This window comes from Streptomyces sp. DT190 (assembly GCF_049846985.1).
In the GTDB taxonomy this organism is placed as follows: domain Bacteria; phylum Actinomycetota; class Actinomycetes; order Streptomycetales; family Streptomycetaceae; genus Streptomyces.
Map to the genome: position 1 here is coordinate 17,405 of NZ_JBNCNM010000019.1, position 11,858 is coordinate 29,262.

11 protein-coding genes are annotated in these 11,858 nt (G+C 70.0%); 9 read left to right on the forward strand and 2 right to left on the reverse strand.

The genetic code is table 11. The annotated features are described in order from the left end of the window. Positions 1-63 precede the first annotated feature (63 nt). Together ACPXCS_RS28250 and ACPXCS_RS28255 are read left to right on the forward strand one after the other, a co-directional pair. Positions 64-951 (forward strand): N-6 DNA methylase, encoded by an 888-nt coding sequence (locus tag ACPXCS_RS28250; protein ID WP_425823770.1) that lies wholly within the window; start codon positions 64-66, stop codon positions 949-951. A 185-nt stretch (positions 952-1,136) separates the two neighbouring features. Next, positions 1,137-2,564, forward strand: a complete 1,428-nt coding sequence (locus ACPXCS_RS28255; protein WP_425823768.1) for a hypothetical protein — start codon at positions 1,137-1,139, stop codon at positions 2,562-2,564. Here ACPXCS_RS28255 and ACPXCS_RS28260 read toward each other — a convergent pair. Continuing rightward, a complete protein-coding gene (locus tag ACPXCS_RS28260; RefSeq protein ID WP_425823766.1) occupies positions 2,561-2,725 on the reverse strand; it encodes a hypothetical protein in 165 nt (54 codons plus the stop codon). The genes ACPXCS_RS28255 and ACPXCS_RS28260 overlap by 4 nt on opposite strands. Here ACPXCS_RS28260 and ACPXCS_RS28265 point away from each other — a divergent pair. The 7 genes from ACPXCS_RS28265 to ACPXCS_RS28295 all read left to right on the forward strand — a co-directional run bounded on the left by ACPXCS_RS28265 (position 2,724) and on the right by ACPXCS_RS28295 (position 10,510). Then, positions 2,724-3,542 (forward strand): hypothetical protein, encoded by an 819-nt coding sequence (locus ACPXCS_RS28265; RefSeq protein ID WP_425823764.1) that lies wholly within the window; start codon positions 2,724-2,726, stop codon positions 3,540-3,542. The genes ACPXCS_RS28260 and ACPXCS_RS28265 overlap by 2 nt on opposite strands. Before the next feature lie 66 nt (positions 3,543-3,608). Then, positions 3,609-3,845: a hypothetical protein gene (locus ACPXCS_RS28270; protein ID WP_376620633.1), complete on the forward strand. Its 237-nt coding sequence runs from the start codon at positions 3,609-3,611 to the stop codon at positions 3,843-3,845. A gap of 96 nt (positions 3,846-3,941) precedes the next feature. Next, positions 3,942-6,950, forward strand: a complete 3,009-nt coding sequence (locus ACPXCS_RS28275) for a hypothetical protein (protein ID WP_425823762.1) — start codon at positions 3,942-3,944, stop codon at positions 6,948-6,950. A gap of 109 nt (positions 6,951-7,059) precedes the next feature. Then, entirely contained in the window at positions 7,060-7,371 is a 312-nt protein-coding gene (locus tag ACPXCS_RS28280; protein WP_425823760.1) for a hypothetical protein, read from the forward strand. Positions 7,372-7,506: 135 nt separating this feature from the next. Then, the gene (locus ACPXCS_RS28285) at positions 7,507-7,995 is read left to right on the forward strand and encodes a single-stranded DNA-binding protein (RefSeq protein ID WP_332757075.1); all 489 of its coding nucleotides are present in this window, start codon (positions 7,507-7,509) and stop codon (positions 7,993-7,995) included. Positions 7,996-8,240: 245 nt separating this feature from the next. Then, positions 8,241-9,014, forward strand: coding sequence for a hypothetical protein (locus ACPXCS_RS28290; protein ID WP_413093164.1), 774 nt, complete (start codon positions 8,241-8,243; stop codon positions 9,012-9,014). A 473-nt stretch (positions 9,015-9,487) separates the two neighbouring features. Beyond that, positions 9,488-10,510, forward strand: a complete 1,023-nt coding sequence (locus ACPXCS_RS28295; RefSeq protein ID WP_425823758.1) for a hypothetical protein — start codon at positions 9,488-9,490, stop codon at positions 10,508-10,510. Here the strand turns inward: ACPXCS_RS28295 and ACPXCS_RS28300 are convergent. Beyond that, complete coding sequence (locus ACPXCS_RS28300) at positions 10,497-11,825, reverse strand: hypothetical protein (RefSeq protein ID WP_425823756.1); 1,329 nt, start codon at positions 11,823-11,825, stop codon at positions 10,497-10,499. The genes ACPXCS_RS28295 and ACPXCS_RS28300 overlap by 14 nt on opposite strands. Between the last annotated feature and the right edge of the window lie 33 nt (positions 11,826-11,858).

Below are 11,858 nucleotides of genomic sequence, written 5' to 3' on the forward strand. Positions count from 1 at the left end.
CGCCCCACCGGGCTGCGGATCACGTGCCCGAACACTCTGCTCCACCGAGGGAGAGACCTACTCATGACCATGTACGGAATACCCCCGGCATCCTTCCGCCGCGCGATGGCTCCCGAAACCGGCCGCGACCACGCCCGCCACATCGCCGATGTCGCCCTGGCCTGGTGGTTGGAGAACCGCGGGGGTACCAGCGACCTGCCGATTGCCGTGGGCACTCTCGCCGCCCTCGCGCTGGCAGCGCCCAGCACCCCTGCTGGCCCTGACTACGGTCCGCTGCTCCTCCCGCTGGACGACCAAGAAGCAACCGATGTTCTGCGTGCGGTGTGGAACAACCTCTGGTCCTACAACCCTGTCCTGGCCGAGGCAGCCCGCCCTCTCCACGAGTGGCTCGCCCAGGCGGATGACGGCGACACCCGTGGGCTCAGCGACTACACCCGCATCCTGGTCCGTGCCGGCTTGCTGGAGTACGCCAGCGATCTCACACGCTGCGAAGGCGAAGACCTGATCGGTCTTCTGGTCCAACGGATGCGGAGCTACGCCGACCGTCAGAAGGCCGGCCAGTTCTTCACTCCGGCAGGCGCGGCTGACCACCACGCGGAGATCCTCCTCACCGAGCCGGTCCCGCCGGGTGCCCGGCTGATCGAGCCGTGCGCCGGAACCGGAACCATGGTCCGCGCGGCTGCCGCCACGCTGCGGTTCCAAGGGAAGGATCCCGCCGACTACCGGTGGTGGATGAACGACATCGACGAGATCCACGTCGCGTGCTGTGCCGTCAACGCCGTGCTGTTCCGGCTCGGTCCGAACGTCACCGTGTCCCGCGGCGACGCTCTCCACGACGTGGGCGAACTCGAGAAGGACGCCCAGGCGCGCGCTGACCGGGCTATCAGCGAGCAGCGGCGCAGACCGGTGCTGTACCCCACGCGAACCAGGCCGGTGCACTGGCCCGCGTGACCGACGGCAGGCGGCTGGCCGTCAGCTCCCTTCGTACCGCCGGCGAGGTTCTCCCGCCGACAGCGCTCAGCGGAAACTCGCCAGGAGGAGGTGGTGGCACCACCTCCTCCTAAGCTGCCCAGAACCACCCTTCGAACGGCTCACCACCCAGAAAGCACCGCAGACCTCACAGGAGCACCGCCACCATGACCTCTGACCACCACGTTGCACCTGAGCAGGTGTACTGGTCGTGCAGCCCTGACGGCGGCTCCCGCATTCGCATCACCGGCGTCGGCACCTCACACGCCGAGGCAGTGAACGCGACGACCCTCCAGGAGCCGCAGCAGATCTCCCTCACCGATCTCCACCCGTCGGCCACCACGGCCGCAGGGGCCCGGAGGCGTACCGGCTACGTTCTCGACACCGGCGTGATCGACTCGCTGCCGGCCGCCAAACATGTGCAGGACCTGATCATCCAGCGTCCGCACCTGCCCGTCACGGCCATGGCCCGGCACGCGCAAGTGCCCCCCACGACCCTGAAAGACCTTCTGCGCGCTGCCGACCGAGGTCAGCAGCGCAACGTGAACGCCGACGTGGCCCACCGCCTGCTCCTGCTCAACGCCGCAGACCTTCCCAACGAAGCCCGCGGCTACGGCGGGCAGTCCACCGACGCTGCCCCAGTGGTGGAGCATGTGGACCGCATCCTCGTGGAACATCCCGAGATCTCAGTAGCCACCGTCGCGCGCGCCGCGACGATGACGGTGAGCACACTGGCTGCCACCCTCAAGGACGTGCGGGCAGGCCGGCCACGAACCATCAAGGTCCGCTTCGCCGAACGACTGCTCGCCCTGAACGCCACCGACCTGGCGCCGGCGTTCCGGAAGGACGCCGTTGACGCCACCCCAGTCGTCGAGCACGTCCGACAACTTCAGGAGGCGTACGAACTGGCCAGCATCGCCTTCATCGCCAAGACAGCCGGGGTGAATTCGTCCACGCTCACGAGCGTCATCGACGACCACACCGCAGGACTTCGCAGAGGAATCCACCCGACGATGGCACGCCAGGTTCTCGCGCTCACCGAGCTGCCTGCTCCTGCGTTCCAGCGTCGTCCCGGGGTCACCGATGTCGGCCTGATCCGCCGCATCCGGGGACTGTGCGCGCTTGGCTGGACGCTGAACACCATCGCCGGCGCGGGCGGCACCACCGTCAAGTCCCTCACCGACTTCAACCAGACCGGCAGCGCCACCCCGTCGGTCAAAGCCGCCGTACTGGCGGCATGGGGGCAACTGTCGCATCGGCCAGGCCCCTCCGAACTCGCCCGCCAGCGAGCCCTGGCCAAACAATGGGACCCGCCGCTGGCCTGGGAAGAGGAAACCATCGACCAGCCGGCCGCCGAGCCCCTCGGTACACGCACGGCAGGGCGCTCCGGCGAGTGGACACCTGACCTGCTTCGCCTCGAACTCGAATTCCTGCGGGACGAGGGCCTCAACTGGACCGAGTCCCTGGCCCGCCTCGGCCTGCGCAGCCAGCGTGCGCACGAACTCCTCGCCGAGGGCGAGGAAGCCGTCGAGCCCGGGTGTCCGCCCCTTCGTCTACCGTCCCGCCCACAACCCAGCCACGAGCTGGCCGCCTAGCTGCCGGAACCGAGGAACGAGTAACTGCCTGAAGCCCACACCGCGACCACCTCCCGCGCGTCGGAAAGCCTCGACGCAACCTCCGCGACCACGTCCAGGCCGTCGATGACGATCTGGACGACACACCCCGAACATTCGTCCCAGACCAGGAGCCACCACATGAACGCCATCAACAACCCCGAGACCCCCGACTTCGGCGTCGAGCAGTGCGACCCCGCCCGGCCCGCGCCGGCCGTCGTCGTCACCAACACCGCCGACATGAAGTCCCCCGGGCACGGCTACACCCTCCCCCTCATCGGCCGGGAGCGGCCGCACACCTTCGAAGCCGTCCTGCGGGACCAGTCCCTGCGCGTGTTCGCCGACCGGCCGGCCGACATCCTCGCCCAGCTCATCCCGGACTACGCCGGACTGGAGGCCGCCCTCGAGCAGGCCATAGCCAGCGGCAACCAGGACGCGATCGACCAGGCCGAGCTCGCAGCGTTCGACGCCCGGTCGGCGCACGCCACCACGATCCGGCACACGCTGCAGCAGCGCATCAACGCCACCGCCCACGACGACGGAAGCTGGAACAGCCTCGACGAGGAGGAGCAGCAGCTGCTGGCCGCCGCGGCCGCCGGCACGGTGCCCACCGGAGTGATCTACCTGGCGCCGGCCGAGGACGACCTGGGCAACCCGGCGGAGGAAGAGCTCGGCGAGTGGTCGGCGACCGTGCCCCTCGTCCTCAACCGCGGCGAGTATGTCGACGGGGACGTCAGCGAGCCCTCCTCAGGCCTGGAGACCGAGATGCCCGACGGCCGCAAGGTCGTCGTGGTGGTCGAGCACCCGGAGAACCTCGTCATCCTCGATCCGATCGACCCCTTCACGTACCTGTCCTCTCTCGGACGCGCCGGCGTCATCGAGCTGCAGGAGCGCGAGTACGTGCCGATGGACGACCTGTACGCCTCCGTCCTGGAGAGCAGCGCGGCCGCGGACGCCTGAGGTGACGGCCGCGCCGGCGGCGCGACTTCCGACGGCGCCCGCACGTGAAGAAGGAGGCCTCCAGCGGTGAGGGAGCTGATCGCCTTCATCACCATGCATCTGCTGCCTCCGACGGCCGCCTTCGCCGCCTGGAACGAGTACCGAAAACGGCGCCGGGCCATGCTGGTGCTCACCTTCGCCGGCTCAGCGACCGCTGGCCTTGGCCTGCTGCTCGACAGGCCGGGACTCGGTCTCATCGGTCTGCTGCTGCTGTGCCCGCCGGTCATCGCCATGCGCCGTGACTTCCGCGACGACAATCAGTGACAGCCCCCGTTCGGCCCCCAGGCAGCCCGAACGGGGGCTGTCCGCTTTGAGTCGCAAGATCGCCCTTCAGTAAGACATCCACTGGAGGGGCACAACGTGGTTTGCCGCGAGAACAAGGGCCGCTCGGCGGTCATCGGCTATCAGAAGCACCTGCTCAGGCAGCTCGGGTACACGGACTACGACGACTTCGAGCTGCAGTCGGGCGTGCACGAGTTCGGTCACCAGTACGAGGGCTTCCCGGCTCCCACCGAGAAGGAGCAGCTGGCCTTCCTCAAGGGCCTCAAGCAGCAGATCGAGAGCGACCCGCGGATCTCGCAGGCCGACAAGTACCGGGACAGCGACCGGCAGCCCGGGATGGTCACCCGGATCGATCAGGAGATCGCCCGGCTGAAGACGGGCAAGGACGAGCACGGCCGGCCGCTGCAGCCCAAGCACAAGATGCGCGGCCAGGACCTGGCGGCGATGCAGCGCCTCGGTGTGCTCCTGCAGCGCAACCAGGAGGCGAAGGACGGGTACTTCGACGTCTACGCCCGCACGATGGGCATCTCGGCCGCGGCGGCCCGAAGCCGCTGGAAGTCGCTCGTCCGCCGGCAGAAGTCGGAGCGGGAGAACACGCGTATCTCCCTGACGGACAAGTGGCGGGACCAGCTGGCCGTCTCAGGCTTCACCGCCCGGCAGCAGGCCGACATCGGTCAGAGCAACGTCTCCCGTGAGGCCCTGCGCATCATGGAGGAGGAACGGCGCGCTCAGCTGGCCTCGCTTCCCACCCGCCCGGCCCTTACCTCGGCGCAGCGGGTACGCCTTGCCGAGCCGGGCACCGGCAACGTGCAGTGCACCGGAGAGGGCGCCTGCGGCCAGTTCGGTCACGAGCGGAGCACCTGCCCCAACCAGTTCCTCGTCACGCAGCGGGACGACGCCCGGGCGCGGTGGAAGAAGCTGGAAAAGGAGATCCGTGGTCACCAGGAGCGGGCGGATGAAGCCGCCCGCAACAACTGGGCGCACATCGGCCCCGGGCTCACCAAGATGGAGGAGATGCGCAGGGAACGTGACACGGCTCTGCAGCATGACCAGCAGATCACGAACTCCCTCGTCGGAGGTGTCGGCCAGGGCACCGTCAAGTGCGAGCAGTGCGCACAGTTCGGGCACCTGAAGGACGAGTGCCCGAACACCCGTCGCGTCCAGGAGCTGGAAGACCTGCGCCAGCGGGTCAACGAGCGCCAGAGGGCGATGGAGGAGATCTACTCCAAGATGGACGATCTGGAGGCTCAGGGCAGCTACGACGAGGAGGAGTTCGAAAAGCTCCGCAGCCAGGCCAAGACGGAGGAGGCCTACCGGAATCACGCCGGCATCCAGTTCAAGGACAAGAAGGCCGAGATCGCGGGTGCGGCGATCCGCTGCATCGGTGGCTGCGGCCAGTTCGGGCACGCACGAGACGAATGCCCGAACGCGGCCCTGCTCGACGAGGTCGAGGAGCACGCTCGCGAGGCCGACCGGATCCGGGAGAAGATCCGCAGCCGCGCCGAGCTGCGCGGGCAGAACCCCGACACCGCGCCGCTCACCGACGCCGACAACGCCCTCTACGACGACTGGTACGCCAAGAGCATCGACATCGACAAGCGGCTTCTGGACGCGGGGATCGACCCTGCGCAGATATCCACGGCCACCGCTCTGTCGAAGGCCCGCACGTCGAACGCGCCGCCGTCGGCGCGCATCCAGGAGGTCGGCTACAACCCGGACACCGGCTACCTCGAGGTCACGACCAGGCCGTACACGCGCAAGCGTGACGGCCAGGTGATGCCGGCCAAGACGTACGCCTACCGGATGTCGCCCGGCCAGTACCAGCAGATGATGGCGGCCTCGTCCCTGACCAGCTACGTCAGCCAGTCGGTCTGGGCGAAGAACGGTAACAACGTCGCCTACCAGTTCGAGAACGTCGCTGAAGCGACCGAGGCGTCGGTGCAGCGCAAGTGCGCCACCTGCGGCCAGTGGGCCTCCATGACCTCCGCGCACTCCTGCCCTGTGTCCGGATCCCGGGCCGGGCAGGACGACAGCGCTCGTCGTGCCCGGATCAAGGCGGAGAAGCAGGCCGCCCGTGCTGCCGGCCGGCCGGTCCAGATGCCTCCGGCGGTCGCGACGGTCCCGCCGAGCGCGGCACTGCGCTTCGGCAACGAAGGATCGCTGCTCTACGCCGACCGGCGACGGATCGATACGGAGCTCTCCTCGGGGAAGGTCGCGGTCGCGCAGGCGCGAGCGAAGTTCCTGGACGCGAGCGTGACCGGTCAGGCGGTCGCCTGGAACGACGCGGACGGGCAGATGAAGCTGTCCACGGACCGGGACGACGGCGCCACCCTGCAGTGCACCTGCCGGGACTTCAAAAAGAACCACACCTGCCGGCACGTCCGGGTCGTCGGTCTGGCCATGGCCAAGCGGTATGCCGCCGACCACCCGGCCGTCGGCTCGCCACTGCGTAGCGCGCCGCTGCCAGCGGCCGCCCCGGTTCGGGAGGAGACGGCCAAGGACGCCCCGGAGGAAGGGTTCACCCGCAAGTCGTACGCGCAGATCAGGGAGGTCCGGGCAGCATGGCGCGGCAGCGAGCGCAGCCGAGCGGACCAGTTCGCGAAGGCGCAGGACGGCCGCTGGCTGTACGCGGCCGGCGCCGTTGACGGGCAGACCGGCAAGCCGGTCAAGACGCCGAAGGTGTGGTCGGAAGGCGGCATCAGCGTGGACCCGGCGGACGCCGCCGGACGGGACTCGGTACGGCTCGACCGTGAGAAGGACGTCCAGGACGGCCTCCGCGCGGGTCTGCGGAAGCAGACCGGCAAGCACTGGTCGGTGACGCGGAAGCCCGACGGGTGGCTGCACATCACCACCGCGCTTCAGCGCCGGACCGGAAGCAAGGAGATCACCACCGCCGAGCGGCGTGAGCTGGCAGCGGCGCTGAAGCTCCCCATCGACGCCGTCTCCCCGCACGGCGTTCCGGTCCCTCCCGGCAACGGATGGCGTGCCGAGATGCTCGACCGCGCCTCCGGCCGCGCACCCCGGGTACTCGGAGAGCGGTACGTGGCCCGAGCCGACCAGCGGCCCGAGGTCGTGCACAGCGTCTGATCCGCCCATGCTGGCCGTGCCATCCGTGACTGGCACGGCCAGCAGGGGGTGTCCGGATTGCGGGCGATGATGCTTTCACCCCATCCGCACATGAAGGGGACCGCCCGTCGTGTCCACCACCGAGCTGCGCCACCACATCCTCGACCAAGGACTGGCCGCGTTGCGCCGCACCGAGACAGAACGCCAGTACCTCGACCCTGACGTCCAGCTACTGGCCTACACCGCCATGACCACCACCCTGGCCGGCATCAGCACGCGGCTGCTGGAGGCCCTGTCCTGTCATCAGCCGGACCTGGCGCGGCGCCTCGCCGACGAACTCCTCGACCTCCGCGACGACCCGCAGGAGATAGCTGACTACCTGCGTGCGCAGGCAGCGGCCGCCACCCATCGACGTAACGCCCACGAAGTGCAGGCGGCCTGAGATTCGCGAGATCTCGCTGCCGACGCCCTCTCCCGACACCATTCGTTCGTCACCACCCCACGGCGGCCGGCGCACACCGAGCCCCCCCGGCAACGTGCGCGCCGGCCGCCACCCACTCACACCAGGAGAAGCTGCATGGCAGGAGAGACCGTCATCACCGTCATCGGAAACCTCGTCGACGACCCGGAGCTGCGCTTCACTCCCTCCGGCGCGGCGGTCGCGAAGTTCCGTGTGGCTTCCACCCCGCGCACCTTCGACCGGCAGACCAACGAGTGGAAGGACGGGGAGAGCCTGTTCCTGACCTGCTCGGTCTGGCGGCAGGCGGCGGAGAACGCCGCGGAATCGCTCCAGCGCGGCACGCGCGTCATCGTGCAGGGCCGACTGAAGCAGCGGTCGTACGAGGACCGAGACGGCACCAAGCGCACGGTCTACGAACTGGACGTCGACGAGGTCGGGCCGAGCCTCAAGAACGCCACGGCCAAGATCGCCAAGACCACCGGCAACGGCACGGGCCGCGAGGAATTCGGCAACGCCCGCCAGGCGACCAAGGCGGCGGGAGGCCCGCCCGCCGATGACCCGTGGGCCACCAACTCGGCTCCCCCGAGCGACGAGCCGCCGTTCTAGCACGGGTACAACCGACCGACCGGCGGGCCAGGCGAACTCCGCCTGGCCCGCCGGAGGCATGTAGGGGACAGAACAGGGAGAAAACACGTGGCCGCCTTGATGACCCGCCTGGGTAAGCGTCGCGACTGGTGCTGCCCGGGACACAGCCTCAAGTCTCTCGACCACGGCACCGAGCGCGCTCGTGAACACCGTGAATGGCACCGAGAGATCACCCAAGAACTCACAGACCGAGAGGACCCCGCGCCGTGCCCGCCCCTCTGATGATCTCTCCGCTGCTCACCTACGAGCACATCGCCGCTCTGCGGCGCGACGCCGCCCGCGACGTCATCACGTTGATCGCCTCCACCCTCCGGGAGCAGATCCCAGGAGCCGCCTATCTCACCTTCGGCCAGGAGGGCGACCTGTGGTGGCTGGAAGCAGTCCTCGCAGCTGACGGCCGTCGGCTGCACACCATCGGCCACCCCCGGCCCGACCGACTTCCGTCTCTGCCAGCCGGTTCTCCGCACCACTCCGTCTGGCAGGTGGCGGATGCCGACCCCACCAGCCCACAGCAGCTCCTGTTCCGCATCATCCAGTTGCTCAACGACGGAATGGAGCCCGATCTCCTTCCTGCCGACCTTCCCCACGGGCCCGACCGCCGAGGCATCCCCTGCATCCTCCTCGCGCCTGACGCCCGGCCGGATGACGAACACCCCCTCAACGCGAACCGGCTGCTGCGCCCCCACACCACCCCCACCCCTGATCTTGCTGGGCCCGAGTCACCCATCACCGAACTGCTGCGAACGGCACACCCCGACCAGGTACGAACAGCAGCGGAAGCCGGACGCCCCGCCGCGCCGGCAGCGCCGGAAAGGAAGCGCACCCGCCACTTTCACATCAGCGAGGAGTGCATCCACGGGGAGGTCAAGCGTCGCCTGTGCGATCACATCCCGAGGAACGGTAACTGGCGCGTCCGAGAAGTCCCATGTGCCGAGACATCCTGCCGCGACGGCCGCCCTCAGCCTGACGTCCATCTGTGAACGGACTGTAGTGCCGACTCGCACTCAGTCAGCGCGCACTTCGCAGGTCAGGACTCCTGCGGCGGGACGACGGGGGAACGCCCCGCCGCAGGCGTCGGTTCACCGTACGTCCCACATACGAGTCAGACGGCGGGTCGCCGCTGATTGTCCGAAAACCGGCCCGGCGCCACAGAACGCGACCTGTCGTCGTGCCCGCCGCTGCCGAGGACAGCTGGTCTGGTACGCCGGACCCGGCGTGTGCGGTCCGGCTGGCAGCGGCAGCCGCTACGCTGCTCTCAGCGCTGGACACGCACCGCGCAGACCCGCCACCCGCTCCCACGCAGCAGTGGCACGCAGGGGTTCGAAGGCCCGCCGGCCAGGAGACCGGCACCGGCGCCACGTCGGCAAGGGCCCGTGGAGTAGCACCGCGCACCCTCCTCCGAGCGAACTGCGGCGGCGCCGGCGTGGGAGACCCGCCCGTGGAGCCGTCCGCCGTGACGAAGAACCAGAACACCAGCAACAGCCTCGCTGCCCGCGCTCGCACCCTGGCCGAGAAGACCGGCATGCCGTACACCGCCGCCTTGCAAAGCCTGCGCACCCCGCGCACAGAGCAGACCGTCCCGGAGCCCGGCTTCGCCCTCACCAAAGAGGTCGAACGGTTCGTCGACGGCCGGGACCAGATCGGCGTCGAGTACGACCTGCGCGCCTTCCTCGCCGAGCGCACCGCACGCCGGTACGACTGCTACGAGTGCGGGGAGGACGTGCACACTGCCACCGACCCCACGAGCGTGCAGTTCACCGTGTCCGTCTTCGACCCCGACCTCAACCCGGGCACGCACGTGATGATGACGCAGTACGCCCACCTCGCCTGCGCGCCCTCGGAGATCCGCTGGGCGGTGCCGGCCGAAGTCCCCTCGCAGCCGTTCACCGTCCGCGTCGACGCCGGCACCGAGGACGGGGAGCAGCACGTCGTGGCCTACGAGATCACCGCCACCGCGCACCTGCTCCCGGGCGACGAGCCCGACGGCCCGCAACTGCCCGTGCTCCTGCTGAACGCCGAGGTGGAGAACTACGAACCCCACCCGAGCCTGTATGAGTTCTTCGACTTCAACCTGCTCGAGGACGGCTTCCCCGCCCAGGGCGCCGGGGAACTGGGGGCGCACGGCTGGTCGGTACGCCTGGAGCACCCGGGCACCGGCCCCCTGGCGCCGAGCTGGGTCGCCGTACGCGCGGCCACCGCGCCCGCGGACGCGGACGCCGGGCACGGGCACTTCTTCCTCGGCGCCGTCGACCTCACCGACGCCTTCGCCTCGGCCGCCTGCGAGCGCGGCCAGGTGCTGCTCCTCGCTGGCCCCGTCGGGCCACGCACTGTGCTGCCCGACCTCAACGGTGAGGACGCGGACGTGCTCGACCTCCTCAACGACCGGCTGGTCCGCGGCGGGTGGTGCCCCCTCGACGCCCCCGCAGGCGGTCACGCCCGCCCAGCGTTGTCCGAACGGGCCCTCACCCGGTCGTGACACCAGCTGCCGGAGATCCGTCGGCCGGAGCGTCCGGCACGGCGGGTGGATGCAGCTCCCGGCGCAGCGCGCCCCCGTCCACGTACGAGGCCACGGTCCGCGCCAACTCCAGGAGCCGGCGCACCACCAGGTCGTGCTGGGGCGGGTCCGTGAAGTCCCGCCACACGGACCGGGTGGAGGGCTGCATCTGCTTGGGCAGCGGGCGCTTGCGGGTTCGGGTACCGGCCAGGGTGCCGTACGCCTCCTGGACGGCGGTGTCGACCCGGTGCAGGCCGCACACCGGCGGCTTCGGGACCTTCACGCTGTCCCGTCCCGCGTCGGCCGCGGCCACCACCGCGGCGGTCAGATCCGACCCGGTCGGGCTGCCCTCGACCGCGGCGGTGTACGCGGAGCAGACGGCGTGCGCGTACCGGCGGATGGCCACGACCGCCTCCTCGGTCGCCCGCTCCCGATGCACCAGCGCCAGCGCGCTACGGGCGCGCGCCTGCTTCAGCAGCAGGGCGTGCCACTCCGCATCGGCCTCCCCCTCCCGGGGCGCCGCGGTCTTCCCGACGTCCCGCTCCGCCTCCTCCCACCGGCGGTGCGCCGACCACTGGGCCCGGTGCGCCAGCTCGACCGAGCCCTTCATCCGGTCCAGCGTCCGCTGCAGCTCGGCCGGCCACGGCTCGGGGCCGCCGTCCGGGTCCGGGGCGGCGACGTCCGGGTACAGCACGGCGTAGCGAGCCCACAGGGTGCGGTAGTGCGCACGACCGGCCTCGGTGATTCGATAATCGCCCTGCTTGCCCTCGGCGTACGGCGGCGACGGGCGGCCGACGAGCGCCTCGTAGGTGTTGTGGCCCCAGATCCGTACCGTGCCCGGGTCAGCCCTCCACAGCCGGACGAGGCGCTCCCACGCGTACTCCGACAGCTCACCGGCGCGGCGCCGACCCGGCTCCTTTGTTCCCGCCCGCACCGCCGCGCGCCCCGCCCGGGTGAGCTTCGTCTTCACCGTCCGGGACTTCCCCCTGGGCCCTTCGACGACCTCGTCCCGGACCTCGATCAGCCCGTACCGCTGGAGCGCCTGGAGCGTCGACCCGGCACCGTCGTCCCGGACGTCCCGAAGGGCGAGGGCCCGCTGCACCGAGGTGAGCTTCGCTCCCGGCGTGACTACGTCGATCCACCGCCACACAGACGCCGGTGTGTCGTCGTAGTAGCCGGCGGCGGCGTCCTGCGCCCGCGCGGTCTCCTGCGCCTGGTCTTGGTCGTACAGCACCGTCATGTAGGTCTGCTGCCGTGAGTTCAGCGCTTCCCATGCCGCCTGCGCCTTGGTGGCCACCAACTGCTCCCTTCCCGTGCCGATCCCAGCCTG